Consider the following 18,326-nt stretch of genomic DNA (forward strand, 5'->3'; position numbering starts at 1 on the left):
ATGCGGGGTGCCGGTCAGGTGGCGCGGAGCGCGGTGCTGCGAGCGGCCCGGAACGCCTTGACGGCGTCGCGGCCGGCGTAGGCCCACGGCGCGGGGGTGACGTGGGTGTCGATGCGGTGGAAGAGCGCCGCCGCCTCGGCCATCCGCCCCTCGTGGAACTTTGCGTGTGCGAGGAAGTTGAGGTCGACCTTGGAGCGTGGATGCCCCTCGCCCTCCCATTCCAGCCACCAGTCGAAGGCGGCCTTCATGGCCTGGCGGGCGCGCCGGGTGCACCAGTGGCCGGAGGCGGCGGGGTCGGCGGGCTCCAGGCCGTGCGCGGCGAGGACGCGGTAGCGCTCGGCGTGCGCGATGACGGGGAGGACGGCCAACGGGGAGTCCGCGGGGGCCTGTTCGGCGGCCCAGGCGGCGAAGTCGTAGACCTGGTGCAGCGGGTCGTCCTGCTCGCCCTGTTGGTGTTCGGCGAGGCAGGCCGCCATGAGGTGGTGGGCGTGGTGGTGGTCGGGGTGGCGGGCCCGGATCCGGTCGAAGGCCTGCTCGCGTTCGTCGGCGGTGCCGGTGCGGCGGGCGAGGAGAAGGGTGCCCAGCCACGGCGTCGGATCGTGGGGCAGCATCCCGGCGGCGGTCCGGCACGCCTCGTCCGCGGCGTGGAAGCCGCCTTTGCCGGACAGGGCGAGGTGGACCAGGGCGCAGGCCAGCAGGGTGGCGGCGTCGCCGCTGTCCGGATCGGCGAGCTGCCAGTCGCGGGCCCAGGCGGCGCAGCCGGGGGCGGCTCCCAGCACGGTTAATCGGTGGCCGCGCAGGTCCCAGTCCGCGCCGGTTTCGGCGAGCAGGGTCCGCGCCTCGGCCCATCTGCCGTGGGTCAACGCGGCGGTCGCCGACGCCAGCGGGGCGTCGTCCAGGCTCGGGGAGAGCACCGGAGCGTCCTTGCGGCGGGGGCGTCCCAGCGGTGGGGGCGGGGGCGGACTCATGGACCAGGAGGCTCCATGACGCACTGCACCGATCTTCCACCTCGCTGTGTCGTCCGACTGGGGAGTGGACCGAGCTGCGCGCGTTGGTGACGGCCGGGCGAAATGGTCTGGTCCACTGCGAAAACTTCCCGCACAGCAAAGCGGTCGGCGCGGCGCCGCGTCAAGGCCGGCCGGGGAATGGCCGAATCCACCCAACTCACCTTCCGCTCACCGGTATTGATCGACCGCCAAACGGAATCCGCGGCGCCGGAACGGCCCTCAGGAAACGGCGCGGGCCGCCGCCCGACCCGCCGTACGCCCCGAGAAGAGACAGCCGCCGAGGAAGGTGCCCTCCAGCGAGCGGTAGCCGTGCACGCCGCCGCCGCCGAACCCGGCCACCTCACCCGCCGCGTACACGCCCGGCAGGGGCTCGCCGCCCTCGGTCAGCACCCGCGAGGACAGGTCGGTCTCCAGGCCGCCGAGCGTCTTGCGGGTGAGGATGTTCAGCCGTACGGCGATCAGCGGTCCCGCCTCGGGATCCAGCAGCCGGTGCGGGGCGGCGGTGCGGATCAGCCGGTCGCCGAGGTATTGGCGGGCCCCGCGCACCGCCGTCACCTGGAGGTCCTTGGTGAAGGGGTGGGCGATCTCGCGGTCGCGCGCGACGATCTCGTGGCGCAACTCGGCCTCGTCGATCAGCCCGTCCCCGGTGAGCTCGTTCATCCGCCGCACGAGAGGGGCCAGCGACCGCTCGACGACGAAGTCCGCGCCGTGATCCATGAACGCCCGTACCGGCCCCGGCACACCCGCGCGGGCGCGCCCCAGCACCTCGCGCACGCTCTTGCCGGTCAGATCCGGGTTCTGTTCCGAGCCGGAGAGCGTGAACTCCCTCTCGATGATCTTCCGGGTGAGCACGAACCAGGTGTGGTCGTGCCCGGTGCGCATGATGTGTTCGAGGGTGCCGAGGGTGTCGAAGCCGGGGAACAGCGGCACCGGCAGCCGTTTGCCGCGGGCGTCCAGCCACAGCGGGGACGGTCCGGACAGGATCCGGATGCCGTGCATCGGCCAGATGGGGTTCCAGTTCTCGATGCCCTCGGTGTAGTGCCACATCCGGTCGCGGTTGATGATCCGGCCGCCGGCCGCCTCGGCGATCCCCAGCATCCTGCCGTCCACGTGCGCCGGCACGCCGGACAGCATCCGCGCGGGCGGCGTGCCGAGCCGTTCGGGCCAGTTGGCCCGGACGAGGTCGTGGTTGCCGCCGATACCGCCCGACGTGACGATCACGGCCTGCGCCGAGAGCTCGAAGGCACCGGCGACGTCGCGGCTGCTGGGCCTGCCCCGCTCGGCGTCCGAGGGCGCCAGGATCTCCCCGCTGACCGTGTCCACGCTTCCCGCGGTGCGCGAGAGCGCGGTGACCCGGTGGCGGAAGCGCAGCTGCACCAGGCCGCGTGCGACGCCGGCCCGCACCCGGCGCTCGAACGGCGCGACGAGGCCGGGCCCGGTGCCCCAGGTGACGTGGAAGCGGGGTACCGAGTTGCCGTGGCCGGTCGCGTCGTAGCCGCCCCGTTCGGCCCAGCCGACCACCGGGAAGAAGTGCACGCCCTGCCGGTGCAGCCACGAGCGCTGCTCGCCCGCCGCGAAGTCGACGTACGCCGCGGCCCAGCTGCGCGGCCAGTGGTCCTCGGGCCGGTCGAAGCCCGCCGCGCCCAGCCAGTCCTGCCAGGCCGGCTCCCGGCTGTCGCGGATGCGCAGCCTGCGTTGTTCCGGCGAGTCGACGAGGAAGAGCCCGCCGAAGGACCAGTGCGCCTGGCCGCCGAGGGACTGTTCGGGCTCCTGGTCCAGCAGGATCACCCGGCGCCCGGCGTCCACCAGCTCAGCCGTGGCCGCCGGCCCCGCCAGCCCCGCCCCGATCACGATCACATCGGCGTCGTACGCCATCGTCGGCTCTCCTCACCGGGCCGCCGCACGCCCCGGGCACCGTGGTGTCCCGACCCTCAGTGCGCCGGACCATGCCGTCACCTCATTGTTACCCGGCGGTACGGGCGGGTGCGCGCAAGAATGGGGGGTGTTGAGGGCCACCCCCGGGCCACCGCCGGATGCCTGTCCTCAGGCGCAATACCCCGCCCCGCGCGATACGAGGTGTGCGACGTGACGGTGATTCTGCTCGCCCTTGGGGCGGCCTGCTGTCTGGGACTCGGCTTCGTCTTCCAGCAGGAGGCGGCGCAGCACGCGCCGCCCAAGGACTTCCTCTCCCTGCGACTGCTGCTCGACCTGGTGCGGATGCCGCGCTGGGTGGCCGGCATCGCGTTGATGGTCATCGGGATGGCGCTGGGCGCACTGGCGCTGGGGATGGGTGACATCACTCTGGTGGAGCCACTGCTGGCGACGAATCTGCTGTTCGCGATGGCCCTGGCCCGGCGGCTGAGCGGACAGCGGCTCGGCCGCCGCGGGTGGGGCGGCCTGTGGCTGCTGGCGGGCGGGGTGACGGCGTTCATCGTGGCCGGACAGCCACACGGCGGCACCAGCGAGGCCGGCCGGCCCGCCCAGTGGCTGATCATGGGCATCGTGCTCGCCGTCGCCCTGGTACTGGCGACCGTCGCCAAACGCGAGCGGGTCCATGTGAGCCTGGAGGCCGCGCTGCTGGGCGTCGCGGCGGGGCTGCTGTACGGGCTGCAGGACGCGCTGACCCGGATCAGCGGGGATCGCTTCGGACAGGGCGGCTGGAGTGCCCTCCTGACGAGCTGGCATCCGTACGCCATCGTCGTGCTGGGAGTGCTGGCGCTGGTGATGGTGCAGAGCGCCTTCGAGACGGCTCCGCTGCGGATGTCGCTGCCGGCGCTGACCGCCGCCCAGCCGCTGGCCGGGATCGCCTGCGGGGTGGGCTTCCTCGGGGACCAGCTGCGGGTGACCCCGGGGGCGCTGGCCTGGGAGGCGGCCGGGATAGCCGCCGTCATCGCGGGGATCGTACTGATCGGCAGCCATCCGGCGATGCCGCCAGGGGCAGGCAAGACGCACACCCTGCGGGAGTTGCAGCCGCACTGAGGCGCCCCGGCCCACTCAACGGCCGGGGCGCCGCCCCGAGGAGCCGCCGTCCGGACGCCTGCCGCACCCCGGCCGGCTCCCGACCACGTCTCCTCGGTCACAGCGGTGCCGCGCACCTCGCCTTTTAATAATGGCCAGCATTATAGTACGGATCATGGCCAGAACCTCAGGACCCGGAACCCGGGACAGACTGATGCGCGCCGCCGAAGAGATCTTCGCGGCGCACGGTGTGGACGGCGCCCAGATGCGGGACATCGTCCGGCTGGCCGGCCAGGGCAACCCCTCGGCCGTGCAGTACCACTTCGGTTCGCGCGCCGGGCTGCTGGACGCCGTGATGGCCGGCCGGCTGGCCCGTACGGAGGCGGCCCTGACGTCGCTGCCGGCGACGGTGGACGCCCCCGACGCAACGCTCGCCCAGTTGGTCGGCGCACTGATCACCGCGGAGGCCAGCGAGCTGCGCGACGACCGCGGGCGCCGCTGCCTGCGGATCTCCGCCCAGCTCACGCACGAGAGCGGGGTACGCACCCGGACCCCGCACCCGACGCTGGACGGCACCACCTACTGGCGGCTGATCGGCCGGATGGAGGACGCGCTCGCGGCGGCCGGACTGCCCGAGGCGCTCCGCCTGGAACGACTGGATCTCGCGCTGACGCTCATCGGCGCGGCGATGGCCGACCGCGCACGGCACCACCTGGACGACGTCACCCCCCTCATCGGCGAGGAGCTGTTTCTCGCCGATCTCACCGGGACCACCGCGGCATTCCTGCTCGCGGCCGCCCCCGGACCCACCTCCGATTCCTAGGAGTCCCGCATGACCGATGCCACCACCGCCCCCGCGGCCCACCTGACCGGCAAGACCGTCGTCATCACCGGCGGCGCCCGCGGGCTCGGCGCGGCGGCCGCCGAACAGGCCGTCGAGGCCGGTGCCCGTGTCGTCCTCACCGACGTCCTGGCCGAGGAGGGTGCGGCGACCGCGGCCCGGCTCGGCGAGCGGGCCCGCTTCCTGACCCACGACGTCACCTCCGAGGAGGACTGGCAGCGGGTCGCCGACTACGCCGTGGCCGAGTTCGGCGGTATCGACGGCCTGGTCAACAACGCCGGAATATCCACCGGACAGCCGCTGGAGACGGTCTCCGTCGACTTCTTCCGCAAGGTCGTCGACGTGAACCTGACCGGCGTCTTCATCGGCATGAAGACCGTCATCCCCGCCATGAAGGAGCGCGGCGCGGGCTCCATCGTGAACATCTCCTCGGCCGCCGGGCTGATGGGCCTGGCGATGACCGGCGGCTACGGCGCCTCCAAGTGGGGTGTCCGCGGCCTGACCAAGGTCGGCGCGGTGGAGCTGGGGACCGAGCGGATCCGGGTGAACTCCGTGCACCCCGGCATGACGTACACCCCGATGACGGCCCAGGTCGGCATCCGGCAGGGCGAGGGGAACTACCCCAACACCCCGATGGGCCGGGTCGGCGAGCCGCACGAGATCGCCGGCGCCGTCGTTTTCCTGCTCTCCGACGCCGCGTCCTACGTCACCGGCGCCGAACTGGCGGTGGACGGCGGCTGGACCACCGGCCCGACGGTCCGCTACGTCATGGGGCAGTAGCGGGCCGGCCGGGCTCCCCGGCAGGAGCGGGCCCGGCCCCTGGTGATTGCATGGGTCCCATGACCGATCACGATCAGCAGCCGCTCAACGCCGACGAGATCCTCGACGTCGTCGACGAGAACGATCAGGTGGTGGGGCAGGCGCCCCGCGGGGAGAGCTACGCCCGCCGGATGCGCACCCGCTGCACGTTCATCCTGGTCCGGGACGCCGAGGACCGGATCTTCGTACACCGCCGCACCCCGCGGAAGCTCGTCTTCCCCTCCCACTACGACATGTTCGTGGGCGGTGTGGTCGGCGCCGGCGAGAGCTACGACCGGGCGGCGCTGCGCGAGGCGGAGGAGGAGCTGGGCGTGCGGGGGCTGCCGCAGCCCGAGCCGCTGTTCAAGTTCCTGTACGAGACGGCCGAGCACACCTGGTGGTCGGCCGTCTACCAGGTGCGCTGGGCGGGACCGGTGGACCCGCAGGAGTCGGAGATCGACTGGCACACCTTCCTGCCGGAGGAAGAGCTGGCGCGACGGCTGACCGAGTGGCCGTGGACACCGGACGGCCTCGCCGCGTATCAGGAGCTGCTGGCCCGCCGGGAGCCCGGAGCCCCCGGCCGTGGCCGCACCGCCGGCCGCTGAGGGGGTGAGCCCGAGGTCGCGCCTGCGCCGCGGGGCCCCTCCTCTATGGTTTCCCTCATGATCCTCAGCGACGGGCTCCGGTCGATCGGCGCGGCCGTGCGGCTGTGGTGCGCGCCCGCACGGGTCCGCGCGGAGGGCACCACCCCCGACTACCGCTTCTCGCTGGCCAACGAGCGCACGTTCCTGGCCTGGCTGCGTACCGGGCTGGCACTGGTCGGCGGCGGCTTCGCGGTGGACCAGTTCCTGCCCCGGCTGCACGAAGGGCTGCGGGTGACCTGCACCGTCGTGCTACTGGTGGCCGGTGCGGTGTGTGCCCTGCGGGCGGTCAACCACTGGGTGCGCTGCGAACGCGCGATGCGCCGCGGCGAGGATCTGCCGCTCTCCCGATTCCCGTCCCTGCTGGCCCTGGGGGTCGGTGTGCTGGCGGTCGCCCTGGTCGTGTTCGTCGTGCTGGGCCGGACCGGGTAGCGGTGGGGGACGCACAGCGCGGCGCAGGGGCACGGCCGCCGGCGCCCGACCGGGACCCCGGCCTCCAGCCGGAGCGCACCCGGATGGCCTGGCGCCGGACGACACTGTCCTGCACGGTCGTCGTCGTTCTGGCCGCCCGCCGGCTGGTGCAGAGCCGGGCCCCGGATGCGGTGACGGCCGCTCTGGCGGTGCTGGTCGCGCTGGTGTGGCTCGCCTTCGTGGCGGTGGCCCACCACCGGGTGCGCGAGATGACCACCGGCCGCCCGCCGGGCCTGCTGTCGCGGACCGCACTGCTGGTGACCGGGTGCACGGTGGCACTCGCGGTGTGCGGTGCGGCGATAGTGGTGCCGTAGCAGGACATCGACACTTCGACCCGAAGGGGACCTCATGCCCGACGCGGCCCGCACGGAGCCCTATCTCACCGAACTGGCCACCGGCGTCCACGCGTTCGTCCAGCCGGACGGCGGCTGGTGTCTGAACAACGCCGGCTTCGTCACCGACGGGGACACCACCCTCGTCGTGGACACCGCGGCCACCGAACGCCGGGCGCGCCTGCTGCGCCGGCGGATCGCCGAGAGCGGCGCTCCCACCCCGCGCCTGGTGGTCAACACCCATCACCACGGCGACCACACCTACGGCAACAGCGTCTTCACCCCCGAGGCGACCGTCGTCGGCCACGCCGCCTGCCGCCGCGAACTGCTCGCCGCCGGGCACCAGCTGCACGCGGTGTGGCCCGGCGTGGAGTACGGCGACATCCTCCTGACCGCGCCCACGGTCACCTTCACCGACGAACTGACCCTGCACGTGGGCGACATCGAGGTACGGCTGCTGCACCCGGGGGTCGCGCACACCCCCGGCGACACCGTCGTCTGGCTGCCCGAGCAGCGCATCGTCTTCACCGGGGACCTGATCTTCAACGGCGGCACGCCGTTCCTCTTCATGGGCTCGCTGGCCGGCTCGCTGCGCTCGCTGGACCTGCTGCGCTCGCTGGACGCGGAGACCGTCGTCCCCGGGCACGGCCCGGTGACCGGGCCGGAGGTGTACGACGACGTGGAGCGGTATCTGCGCTACGTCGACCGGCTGGCGCGCGAGGGCCGGGCTGCCGGGCGTACGCCGCTGGAGGTGGCACGGGAGGCGGACCTCGGCCCGTTCGCGGAGCTGGCCGAGAGCGAGCGACTGGTGGCGAATCTGCACCGGGCGTACGCGGAGCTGGCCGGTGGCGAGCCGGGGGCGCCGCTGGACGTGGCGGCCGGGTTCGGTGACATGACGGCGATGAACGGCGGGATCCCGATGGCCTGCCACGCGTAACGGGCGGGGAGAACGGCGCACATACCTCGCGTGACGGACGTCCTACACACCGGCACTGGACTCCATACCGACTAGTCGGCATGATCGGGGCAGCGACCGATCGGCCGTGTCGACGTCCATTCCGTACGGAGGAGAACGATGAGCAAGGGCACCCCTCCCCCGCAGGCCGCGGACCGGGAGGAACCCCCCGGCCTCGACCTCGCCCGATTGCGTGAGCATCTGGACCGGGAGCGACCTGGCCTGGCCGGCGGGCCGCTGAGCGCGCGGCTGATCGAGGGCGGGCGGTCCAATCTCACCTACCGCGTCACCGACGGCGCCGCCTCGTGGGTCGTCCGCCGGCCCCCGCTGGGCCATGTGCTGGCCACCGCGCACGACATGCGGCGCGAGCACCGGGTCATCAGCGCGCTGCACGAGACCCCGGTGCCGGTGCCCGAGACGCTGCTGCTGTGCGCGGACGAGTCGGTCATCGGCGCGCCGTTCTACGTGATGGAGCTGGTCGAGGGCACGCCGTACCGGACGGCGGCGCAGCTCGCCCCGCTCGGCGCCGAGCGCACCCGCGACGTGGTGTTCTCGCTCGTGGACACCCTGGTGGACCTGCACGCCGTGGACCCGGACGCGGCCGGGCTCGGCGACTTCGGTCGCCCGGAGGGCTTTTTGGAGCGCCAACTGCGGCGCTGGGGAAAGCAGTTGGCCGCCTCGAAGAACCGCGAACTGGCCGGGATCGACGCGCTGCACGACACGCTCGGCCGGGCGCTGCCCGCCTCGCCCGCGCCGACCGTGGTGCACGGCGACTACCGCCTCGACAACGTCCTGGTCGGCGCCGACGACACCATCAACGCCGTACTGGACTGGGAGATGTCCACGCTCGGCGATCCGCTGACCGACCTCGGCCTGCTCGCGATGTACAGCCAGAACCTGGATCTGCCCGAGTCGCCGGTCAGCACGACCAGCGGCGCCGCGGGCCACCCCTCCCCCGGCGAACTCATCGAGCGCTACGCCGCCCGCTCCGGCCGGGACACCTCCGCCATCGCCTGGTACACGGCCTTCGCCTGGTTCAAGCTCGCCGTGATCCTGGAGGGCATCCACTACCGCTTCACGCTCGGCCAGACGGTCGGCGCGGGCTTCGACCGCATCGGCGAACTCGTGCCCGTCTTCATCGACCACGGACTCACCACCCTCAAGGAAGGCTGAGGCACCATGGACTTCGCATTCGACGCCCGCACGGAAGAGCTCCGCGACAAGCTCCTGACGTTCATGGACGAACACGTCCACCCGGCCGAGCAGACCGCTCACGAACAGCGGGCCGCGCTCGCCTCGCCGTGGGACACCCCGGCCGTCGTGGAGGAGCTGAAGGCCGAGGCCCGCCGGCAGGGCCTGTGGAACCTCTTCCTGCCGGACGCGGAGCACGGCGCCGGCCTGACCAACCTCCAGTACGCCCCCCTGGCCGAAATCACCGGCCGCAGCCCCCAGTTGGCGCCCACCGCGCTGAACTGCGCGGCACCGGACACCGGCAACATGGAGGTGCTGGCCCAGTTCGGCGACGAGGCACAGCAGAAGCAGTGGCTGCAGCCGCTGCTGGCGGGCGAGATCCGGTCGGCGTTCGCGATGACCGAGCCGGAGGTGGCCTCGTCGGACGCCACCAACATCGAGACGCAGATCGTCCGCGACGGCGACGACTACGTCATCAACGGCCGCAAGTGGTACATCTCCGGGGCGATGAACCCGCTCTGCCAGATCTTCATCGTGATGGGCAAGACGGACCCGGACGGCGCGGACATCCGCCGTCAGCAGTCGATGATCCTGGTGCCGCGCGACACCCCGGGCCTGGAGGTCAGGCGCGCCATGCAGGTCTACGGCTTCCAGGACCACTGGCACGGCGGGCATGCCGAGGTCGTCTTCCACGACGTCCGGGTACCGGCGAGCAATCTGATCGGCGAAGAGGGCGGCGGCTTCGGAATCGCCCAGGCGCGGCTCGGCCCCGGCCGGATCCACCACTGCATGCGGCTGATCGGGATGGCCGAGCGGGCCATCGAGCTGATGTGTCGCCGTGCCGTCTCCCGTACGGCCTTCGGCAAGCCGCTGGCCCAGCAGGGCGTGGTGCAGGAGTGGATCGCCGACGCCCGGGTCGCGGTGGAGCAGCTGCGGCTGCTGGTGCTGAAGACCGCCTGGCTGATGGACACCGTCGGCAACAAGGGCGCGCACACCGAGATCCAGTCCATCAAGATCGCCACACCGCGCACCGTCGTGAACATCCTCGACCAGGCGGTCCAGCTGCACGGCGCGGGCGGCGTCAGCCAGGACTTCCCGCTGGCCGAACTGTGGGCCGGGGCCCGGACGCTGCGCCTGGCCGACGGACCGGACGAGGTCCACCAGCGCTCGCTGGCGCGCCGCGAGCTGAAGAAGTACCTCTAGCCGGCTCGCGCGCGGGAGGTGGCGGCGCAGAGCCCCGTGGCCGGCCGGCCGCGGGGCTCTGCGCCGCCACCCTCGCCGCTACGGGCGCAGGGCGCGCAGCAGCAGGTCGGCGAGGTGATCGGCGACCTGCTGCGGGGTGAGCGGACCGTCCTCGCGGTACCACGTGCCCAGGTGGTGCACCGACCCGAAGTGATAGTCCACGACCAGGTCGGCGGGGATGTCGGCGGCGAACACGCCGGTGCGCTGGCCCTCCTCGACCAGGGCCCGGAAGCGCTCGTGGTAGCGGCGCCGTTCGGCCCGTACCTGCTTGTCCTTCTCCGGCCCGAGATGGTGCATCGACCGGAAGAAGATCTTCGTGTCGTCGAGGTTCTCGATGGTGGTGACGACGACGTCGGCGGCGGCGTCCCGCAGCCGCTGCTCCACCGGCGCGTCGGCGCCGGCGAAGTGGTCCAGCCGCTCCTGCTGGAGACGCAGCACCCGCCCGTAGACCTCGTGCAGCAGATCGTCCTTGGAGCCGAAGTAGTGGTAGAGGGCGCCCTTGGTGACGCCCGCCGCATCGACGATCTCCTGGACCGACGTGCGGTCGTAGCCCCGCTCCGCGAAGAGTCTGGTGGCGGTGGCCAGCAGGCGTTGCGCCACCGGCTTCGCGCCGCCGTTGCCGTTGCCGTCCTTCGTGCCCGCCATCGCCCTCACCCGTCCTTCGTGCTCGTACATCGTGCTCCCCCGCCGTCATGGGCGGTGGCGCAGCTCCCGTCGGAGGATCTTGCCACTCGCGGTCTTCGGAAGCTCGGGCAGGATCTCCACCACACGGGGATATTTGTACGCCGCCAGCCGCTCCTTGCAGTAGGCGGCCAGTTCGGCGGGCTCGGGGGCGCTCCCCGGGCGCAGGCTGACATAGGCCTTCACCGACTCGCCGCGGTAGGCGTCCGGCACGCCGACGACGGCCGCCTCGCGCACCGCCGGGTGCGTGTAGAGGACGTCCTCGACCTCGCGCGGCCACACCTTGAAGCCCGAGGCGTTGATCATGTCCTTCTTGCGGTCGACGACATAGAGCCAGCCGTCGGTGTCCATGAAGCCGATGTCGCCGGTGCGCAGTTCACCGTCCGGCATGCCGGCCGCGGTGGCGTCCGGGCACCGCCAGTAGCCCGGGACGACCTGCGGGCCGCGCACCGCGATCTCGCCCTGCTCGCCGAAGGGCAGGTCGGCGCCGTTCTCGTCGATGATCCGGACGACGGTGTCGGGCCCGGGGACACCGACCGCGAGCGTGCCGGAGACCTTGTCGACCGGCGCTTGCCTGCCGGGCGGGACGCTGGCGCAGGGCGCGGTGCACTCGGTCAGTCCGTAGCCGTTGTGGATGTACGGGCCGAAGTCGCTACGGAACTTCTCCACCAGGGCGGGCGGCAGCGGCGCGCCGCCCGAGGACATCGTGTGGAAGGACGCGAAGTGGCCGCGGTCGACTTCCGGGTGGGCCATCAGCGCCATGTACGCCGTGGCGGGGCCGACCGTGTAGGCGGGGCGGTGCTCCAGGAAGGCGTCCAGCACGACGCCCGCCTCGAAGCGGTAGGCGAGGGCGAGGGTGCCGGTGTTGGCTATGCAGGCGGCCAGTTCGCAGACCATGCCGGTGATGTGGAACAGCGGGGCGAGCGCGAAGTAGGTGGCGTCCTCGGGCAGGCCCAGGCCGGTGCGCTGGCGCTCGGCGTTGTAACTGATGTTGCCGTGGGTGTTGGTGGCGCCCTTGGGTGTGCCACTGGTGCCGGAGGTGTAGCTGATCAGCGCGGTGTCGTCGGCGGTGAGCTCGGGGTCGGCGGGTGCCACGCGGAGGTGATGGGGCGTGCGCGCGACGGACAGCAGATCGTCGGCGCCCTCACACGGCCGGTGGAGCTCACCCTGCAGCACCCGGGCGTCGTCGCGGGTCTGCAGACCGGCCTCGTCGGCGGTGAGCGCGAGGCGGACGGAGGGCACCTCGGCGGCGGTGGCACGCAGGAAGCCGTCCCAGGCCCGGTCGGCGCAGATCACGGCGGTGACCTCGGCGTCGTCCAGAATGTGCCGCATCTCGGCCGACTTGTACATGGGGTTGACGGGCACCACCACGCCGCCCGCCTTCCAGACGCCGAGCAGCGCCAGCACGAAGTGCGGGGTGTTCTGCAGCATCACCACGGCCCGTTCGCCGCGCCGGAAGCCGCGGTCGGCCAGGTGGGCGGCGATGCCGTCGGAGAGGGCGTCGGTCTCGGCGTAGGACAGCCGGCCGTCGAAATACGCGAGCGCCGTGCGGCCGGGCTCGGCGTGCACCGCCGCCCGGAAGGCGTGCAGCGTCGAGGGCGGCGGCTGGATGGGGGCGCGCTGCGCTGCGTCGAGCTGCGTCAGCCACGGCTTGTCCTGGTAGGAGATCATCGGGGTGCGGCCCTGCCTTCCTGATCGTCCGGATGTCCGTGCGTCCCGGTGTGCGGTGGTCAGCCCTCGGCCCGCTCGTCGAGCTTGCGCTGGAGGTGGTTCATGCCGCCCAGCCAGCGGTCGGGGTCGCTGGCGCGTGCGAGGTAGTAGTCGGCGACCTCCGGGTGCGGCAGCACCAGGAACCGGTCCTCGGCCATGGCCGCGAACAGCGCGTCGGCGACGGCTTCGGGTTCGACGGCGGTGGGCGTCAGGACGAGCTCGCCGGCGGCCCCGGTGCCCGCCAGCATGTCGGTGCGCACGCCCTGCGGGCAGATCGCGTGCACCTCGATGCCGCGATGGCGGTAGGTCAACGACAGCCACTCCGCGAAGGCGTACGCGCCGTGCTTGGTGACGCTGTAGGGCGCCGCCCCGACCATGGTCAGCAGGCCCGCCGCGGACACCGTGGAGACGAAGCGCCCGCCGCCCCGCTCCAGCCACTCGGGCACCAGCTCGCGCGCGGCGCGGACATGGGCCATGACATTGACGTCCCACGCCAGTTCCCAGGCGTCGTCGAGCGCCTCGGGGCCGCCACCGGTGCCGACCCCGGCGTTGGCGCAGAAGATGTCGACGGCACCGCCGAGCGCCTCGCGGGCGGCCGGGACGATGCCGGAGGCGTCACCGGGGACCGCGATCGCTCCGATCTCCTCGGCGGTGGCCTTCGCCTTGGCCCCGTCCAGGTCGTTCACCACGACACGGGCGCCCTCGGCGACGAACCGGCGGGCCAGCGCGGCGCCGATTCCCCCGCCCGCTCCGGTCACGACAACGGACTTGTCCCGTACGGCTGCCACGCGGTGTCTCCCTCGGTCGTATCGGATTCCGCTGGCAGACTAACCAGTCGGTATGTCCCAGCGGAAGAGCCCTCCGCCAGAAGAGCCCTCCCCCCACTCCCGGCTCCTGCCATGACCGGGGAGGCGCATCCCGGCACGGCCGGGCGAGCCCCCGCTCCCGACCGTGCTCGAGCGGGGGTACCCCCATCACCGCCCACCCTGCGTTAGCGTGCCCACGACACGTACCTCGGGTCCTCTCCCGATCACGGAGGTGTGCGCATGGCTCTGTCGAGACGCGTTCTGCTCGGTCGGCTGGCGGCTACCGGAGCGGCCGCCGCGGCCGTCCCCGCGGCGGCCGTCCCCGCGACCGGGGCCCCCGCCCACGCGGCCCGGCCCCCCGGCGGCCACCCGGTCCGCACCGGCTTCGACCGGCTCGCCGCCGACGGCTACCGCCTCCTGGACGGCCAGAAGGTCGGCATCGTCACCAACCCCACCGGGGTCGCGCTCGACGGCACCTCGCTGCGGCACATCGTGGACGTCATGCACAGCGACCGAGGGGTCCGCCTGACCGCCGTCTTCGGCCCCGAGCACGGCTTCCGGGGCACCGCCCAGGCGGGCGGCTCGGAGGGCCGCTACGACGACCCGGCCACCGGACTGCCGGTCTACGACACGTACAACAAGAGCGGCCGGGAACTCGCCGGCATCTTCACCGAGTCCGGCGCCGACACCATCGTCTTCGACATCCAGGACGTCGGCGCCCGCTTCTACACCTACATCTGGACCCTCTACGACTGCATGGTGGCAGCGGTACTGGCGGGCAAGCGGTTCGTGGTGCTGGACCGGCCCAACCCGGTCACCGGCCGGGCCGCGACGGGCCCCGTGCTGGACAAGAAGTACGCCTCGTTCGTGGGCCGCGAGCCCATCTCCCAGGCCCACGGGATGACCGTCACGGAGCTGGCGCTGCTCTTCAACGGCGAGTTCGTCCCGCAGGCCGCCGGGCGGCCGGTGGAGCTGGAGACGGTACGGATGTCGGGGTGGCGGCGCGCCGACTTCTTCGACGCCTCCGGACTGCCCTGGGTGCCGCCGAGCCCCAACATGCCCACCCCCGACACCGCGTTGGTCTACTCGGGCACCTGCCTCTTCGAGGGCACCAACCTCTCCGAGGGCCGGGGCACCACCCGGCCCTTCGAACTGCTCGGCGCCGACGGCGTCGACGCCCGCTGGGCAGCGGCCGCCACCGCGCTCGGCCTGCCCGGCGTGCACTTCCGGGAGTCCTACTTCGCCCCCACCTTCTCCAAGTTCCAGGGCAGGACGATCGGCGGCGTCCAGCTGCACGTCCACGACCGCGCCGCCTTCGACCCCGTACGGACCGGCATCGGCCTGCTGGTGACGGCCAAACAGGTCTGGCGCGGCTTCGCCTGGCGCCCGGACAACGGCATCGACCGGCTCACCGGCTCACCGGTGGTGCGCCGGATGATCGACGCGGGCGCGGGGACCGACGAGGTGGTGGCCTCCTGGCAGGAGGAGCTGCGCCGCTTCCGTACGATGCGACGGCGGTATCTGCGCTACGGGTGAGGGTGGGCCGGGGACGGGAAAGCGGCCCGGGCCAGGGGGAGGAACGGGCATGACGGACCAGCGTGCGGTCACGGTGTGGCGGGCGCTTCGGCAGCGCCCGCTGCGCTTCCTCGTCTCGGCGTGGCCGTGGCGCTGCTGGGTCTATCTCGCCAGCGGGGCACTGCTCGGCTACGTGGTGCTGATCGCCCTGGTGCTGCTGGTCCTCGGCGGGATGGCGCTGTCCGTCGTCGGCGTGGGGCTCGTGGTCCTGACGGCCGCCGCCCTGTACGGCATCCCGGTCGGCGCCCTGGAGCGACGTCGGCTGCGCCTGGTCGAGCCGGTGCCGCTCGACCGCCCGCACGGTGCGCTGCCGGCCGGCGGCCCGCTGTCCTGGGCGGCTGGCCGGCTGCGGGAGCGGGCCACCTGGCGCGAGCTGGGCTACACCGTGCTGTTCGGGACCGTCTTCGCCGCCGCGGGGTTCGCCGTCGTGCTGGTGCTGTGTCTGGCCGCCCTCCTGATGGCGGTGCCGGTCCTCGCCTGGGCCCTCGCCCCCGAGACCGTCATGATCATTCCTGGTGAGCCGATCCGCGGGCCGCTGGACGCGCTGCTGGGCCCCGCCCTGGGGCTCATCGCCTTCGCGCTGTCCGCCTACGCGGCCGGTCTGCTGGCCGGACTGCAGGTCAGGGCCGCAGAGTTCCTCCTGGCACCGCGGGAGGACGGCTCCAGCGCCCGGGTCATCGAACTCACCCGCTCCCGCGCCCGGCTCGCGCACGCCTTCGAGGCGGAACGCCGCCGTATCGAACGCGATCTGCACGACGGGGCCCAGCAGCAACTGGTCGCCCTCAACATGACGCTGGGCATGGCCGAGATGGAGCTGCGCGAGCGCGACTCCCCCGCCGCGGAGCTGGTGACCCGCGCCCGAGGCGAGGTCAGGGCCGCCCTGACCCAGCTGCGCGACCTCGTCCGCGGCATCCACCCCCAGGTGCTGACCGACCACGGCCTGCCCGACGCCGTCGCCGAGGTCACACTGCGCAACCCCATACCGGTCACCGTCGACATCGATCTGCCGCGCCGGCCACCCGAAGCGGTGGAGACCGTCGCGTACTTCACCGTGACCGAGGCGCTGGCGAACGCCGTCAAGCACAGCGGCGCCACCGCCATCACCGTCGCCGCGCGTCACGAACGCGGCGCACTGCGCCTGCTGATCACCGACAATGGCCGGGGCGGCGCGGTCCCCGCCGCGGGCACCGGCCTGCAGGGCCTCGGCGACCGGTTGGCGATCTTGGGAGGCAGACTCGTGGTGTCCAGTCCGGTGGGCGGTCCCACCCAGCTCCGCGCGGAGGTCCCGTGCTCCGCATAGTCCTGGCCGAGGACTCCGTCCTCCTGCGGGCCGGCCTCACCGAACTGCTGACCCGCAGCGGCCACACCGTCACCGCCGCGGTCGGCGACGCCGAGGAGCTGGCCCGCGCGGTGGACGCCGACCTCCCCGACATCGTGATCACCGACGTACGGATGCCGCCGGACCACCGCGACGAGGGACTCCGGGCGGCACTCGCCCTGCGCGCCCGGCACGGCCGGCTGCCGGTGCTCGTCCTCTCCCAGTACGTGGCCACCGCGTACGCCACCCAGCTGCTCAGCGGCGGCAAGGCGGGCACCGGCGGGCTCGGGTACCTGCTCAAGGACCGGGTCGGCGAGATATCCGAATTCCTGGACGCACTGCGACGGGTGGCGGCGGGCCGGACCGTGATCGACCCGGAGGTGGTCCGGGTCCTGCTCTCCCAGCAGACCGCGAACCGCTCCCTGGACCGCCTCACGCCGCGCGAGCGGGAGGTGCTGACGCTGATGGCGGAGGGCCTCAACAACCAGACCATCGCGCAGCGGCTGACCGTCACGGAGTCCTCCGTCGTCAAGCACGCCGGCAACATCTTCATGAAGCTGGACATCGATCCGACGGAGGGCAACCGGCGGGTTCTTGCGGTCCTGGCCCACTTGCGCGCAGAGTCCGCGTCCCCGTGAGCGCGCCGTCGTCCCGCGGGACGAGCAGCGACGCCAGGCGGCGGGCGGAGGCGTCCCAGGTCCACTGCTCCTCCACCCACCGCCGGCCGGCCGCCCCCATCTCCGCGGCCCGCTCCGGCGAACGCAGCAGCCGCACCACGGCATCGGCCACCTGCCGCACGTCCCGGCCGTCGACCACATGCCCCGTCTCGCCGTCGCGCACCGCATCGGGGGCCCCGCCGGAGTCCCCCGCGACCACCGGCAGCCCGCTCGCCGCCGCTTCCAGGAAGACGATGCCCAGCCCCTCCGCCTCCAGCCCCCACCTGCGCGTCCGGCACGGCATGGCGAAGACGTCGGCGGCGGCGTAGAAGTCCGCGGTGCGTGCATGGCTCTGCCCGCCGGCGAAGACCACCGGGCCGGCCGCGTGCCTCCGGGCGAGCCGGCGCAGCCGCCGCTCGTGGGGCCCCTGACCGACCACCACCAGCACCGCCTCGGGTACCGCCTGCCGGATCAGCGGAAGGGCCCGGACGAGAGTGTCCTGCCCCTTGCGGGCGACCAGCCGCGAGACGCAGAGAACGACCCGCTCGCCGCCGGGGGCTGTCCCTCCCGCGTCCGTTCCCGCGGGGCGGAACTCCCGGGGGTCGACTCCCGGCACCAGCCGCCGCAGCGTCGCGCTCGGGCCCAGCGCCGGGGCGATGCGGTCGCGGGTGTACCGGCCCAGATAGGTGACGACATCCACGCTGTCACCGATCCGCCGCAGGACCTGTCGGGTCCCGGGGACACGCGCCCACCAGATCTCGTGGCCGTGCGTGGTGGCGACGATCCGCCGTATCCCGCTGCGCCGCAGCGCGGGCGCCATGGCGGCGAGCGGCGCCGCTGCCCCGAACCAGACCCGGTCGCAACCGTGCGCACGGGCCGTCGCGATCACCTGCTCGGTGACCCGGCGGGTCGGCAGCAGTGTCCGACGGGGGTCACGGACCACCGGGAACGGCAAGGTGGCGTCGTACTCCGCCGCGCCCTCCTCGCACGCCGTGTAGACCACCACGTCGTTGCCCGGCAGGCGGGTGGCCATGGCGTGCACGAAGGTCTCGATGCCGCCCTGGCGGGGCGGGAAGTCGTTGGTGACGACGAGGGTCTTGCCACCGCGTCCACCGCCCGGCAGGGCCACCCGTGGTCGCCGGGA

General features: G+C 72.9%; 17 protein-coding genes and 1 pseudogene. 12 read left to right on the forward strand and 6 right to left on the reverse strand.

Annotation, left to right across the window (positions count from 1 at the left end; genetic code table 11):
- Nucleotides 1-14: 14 nt before the first annotated feature.
- Nucleotides 15-968, reverse strand: a complete 954-nt coding sequence (locus tag ACGFML_RS08545) for a hypothetical protein (protein WP_393541384.1) — start codon at nucleotides 966-968, stop codon at nucleotides 15-17.
- Between the two features lie 258 nt (nucleotides 969-1,226).
- Nucleotides 1,227-2,882, reverse strand: a complete 1,656-nt coding sequence (locus ACGFML_RS08550) for an FAD-binding dehydrogenase (protein WP_393541386.1) — start codon at nucleotides 2,880-2,882, stop codon at nucleotides 1,227-1,229.
- Between the two features lie 210 nt (nucleotides 2,883-3,092).
- Between ACGFML_RS08550 and ACGFML_RS08555 the strand changes: the two genes are divergently transcribed.
- The 9 genes from ACGFML_RS08555 (at nucleotide 3,093) to ACGFML_RS08595 (ending at nucleotide 10,397) form a co-directional block, all read left to right on the forward strand.
- Nucleotides 3,093-3,986, forward strand: a complete 894-nt coding sequence (locus ACGFML_RS08555; protein WP_393541388.1) for a DMT family transporter — start codon at nucleotides 3,093-3,095, stop codon at nucleotides 3,984-3,986.
- A gap of 154 nt (nucleotides 3,987-4,140) precedes the next feature.
- Nucleotides 4,141-4,788: a TetR/AcrR family transcriptional regulator gene (locus tag ACGFML_RS08560; protein WP_393541390.1), complete on the forward strand. Its 648-nt coding sequence runs from the start codon at nucleotides 4,141-4,143 to the stop codon at nucleotides 4,786-4,788.
- Between the two features lie 9 nt (nucleotides 4,789-4,797).
- Nucleotides 4,798-5,586, forward strand: a complete 789-nt coding sequence (locus tag ACGFML_RS08565) for a glucose 1-dehydrogenase (RefSeq protein WP_393541392.1) — start codon at nucleotides 4,798-4,800, stop codon at nucleotides 5,584-5,586.
- Nucleotides 5,587-5,645: 59 nt separating this feature from the next.
- Nucleotides 5,646-6,209 carry an NUDIX hydrolase gene (locus ACGFML_RS08570; protein ID WP_393541393.1) on the forward strand — a complete coding sequence of 188 codons (564 nt, stop codon included), beginning with the start codon at nucleotides 5,646-5,648 and terminating at the stop codon, nucleotides 6,207-6,209.
- 57 nt (nucleotides 6,210-6,266) lie between these two features.
- A complete protein-coding gene (locus ACGFML_RS08575) occupies nucleotides 6,267-6,677 on the forward strand; it encodes a YidH family protein (RefSeq protein WP_393541395.1) in 411 nt (136 codons plus the stop codon).
- 2 nt (nucleotides 6,678-6,679) lie between these two features.
- Complete coding sequence (locus ACGFML_RS08580) at nucleotides 6,680-7,030, forward strand: DUF202 domain-containing protein (RefSeq protein WP_393541397.1); 351 nt, start codon at nucleotides 6,680-6,682, stop codon at nucleotides 7,028-7,030.
- A 34-nt stretch (nucleotides 7,031-7,064) separates the two neighbouring features.
- Entirely contained in the window at nucleotides 7,065-7,985 is a 921-nt protein-coding gene (locus ACGFML_RS08585) for an MBL fold metallo-hydrolase (protein ID WP_393541399.1), read from the forward strand.
- Nucleotides 7,986-8,123: 138 nt separating this feature from the next.
- Nucleotides 8,124-9,176 (forward strand): phosphotransferase family protein, encoded by a 1,053-nt coding sequence (locus ACGFML_RS08590; RefSeq protein WP_393541401.1) that lies wholly within the window; start codon nucleotides 8,124-8,126, stop codon nucleotides 9,174-9,176.
- 6 nt (nucleotides 9,177-9,182) lie between these two features.
- Complete coding sequence (locus ACGFML_RS08595) at nucleotides 9,183-10,397, forward strand: acyl-CoA dehydrogenase family protein (protein ID WP_393541402.1); 1,215 nt, start codon at nucleotides 9,183-9,185, stop codon at nucleotides 10,395-10,397.
- Between the two features lie 78 nt (nucleotides 10,398-10,475).
- Here ACGFML_RS08595 and ACGFML_RS08600 read toward each other — a convergent pair whose 3' ends face one another.
- The 3 genes from ACGFML_RS08600 to ACGFML_RS08610 are packed head-to-tail and all read right to left on the reverse strand — an operon-like array spanning nucleotide 10,476 to nucleotide 13,615.
- Nucleotides 10,476-11,081: a TetR/AcrR family transcriptional regulator gene (locus ACGFML_RS08600; protein WP_393541404.1), complete on the reverse strand. Its 606-nt coding sequence runs from the start codon at nucleotides 11,079-11,081 to the stop codon at nucleotides 10,476-10,478.
- A 45-nt stretch (nucleotides 11,082-11,126) separates the two neighbouring features.
- Entirely contained in the window at nucleotides 11,127-12,788 is a 1,662-nt protein-coding gene (locus ACGFML_RS08605) for an AMP-binding protein (protein ID WP_393541406.1), read from the reverse strand.
- Nucleotides 12,789-12,847: 59 nt separating this feature from the next.
- The gene (locus ACGFML_RS08610) at nucleotides 12,848-13,615 is read right to left on the reverse strand and encodes an SDR family oxidoreductase (protein WP_393541408.1); all 768 of its coding nucleotides are present in this window, start codon (nucleotides 13,613-13,615) and stop codon (nucleotides 12,848-12,850) included.
- A 258-nt stretch (nucleotides 13,616-13,873) separates the two neighbouring features.
- On the opposite strand from ACGFML_RS08610, the gene ACGFML_RS08615 reads away from it, so the two are divergent.
- From ACGFML_RS08615 to ACGFML_RS08625, 3 genes are read left to right on the forward strand one after another with little or no spacing between them, the layout of a single operon-like run.
- Nucleotides 13,874-15,169: an exo-beta-N-acetylmuramidase NamZ domain-containing protein gene (locus tag ACGFML_RS08615; protein WP_393541409.1), complete on the forward strand. Its 1,296-nt coding sequence runs from the start codon at nucleotides 13,874-13,876 to the stop codon at nucleotides 15,167-15,169.
- Nucleotides 15,170-15,218: 49 nt separating this feature from the next.
- Complete coding sequence (locus ACGFML_RS08620) at nucleotides 15,219-16,508, forward strand: sensor histidine kinase (protein WP_393541411.1); 1,290 nt, start codon at nucleotides 15,219-15,221, stop codon at nucleotides 16,506-16,508.
- Nucleotides 16,496-17,164, forward strand: a complete 669-nt coding sequence (locus ACGFML_RS08625) for a LuxR C-terminal-related transcriptional regulator (protein ID WP_393541413.1) — start codon at nucleotides 16,496-16,498, stop codon at nucleotides 17,162-17,164. Before ACGFML_RS08620 ends, ACGFML_RS08625 begins: the two co-directional genes overlap by 13 nt.
- A gap of 16 nt (nucleotides 17,165-17,180) precedes the next feature.
- Here ACGFML_RS08625 and ACGFML_RS08630 read toward each other — a convergent pair.
- Nucleotides 17,181-18,305 (reverse strand): annotated as a pseudogene (locus tag ACGFML_RS08630) (glycosyltransferase family 4 protein); the annotation flags it as partial.
- Nucleotides 18,306-18,326 lie beyond the last annotated feature (21 nt).

Source organism: Streptomyces sp. NPDC048650, assembly GCF_043199095.1.
Taxonomy (GTDB): Bacteria; Actinomycetota; Actinomycetes; order Streptomycetales; family Streptomycetaceae; genus Streptomyces.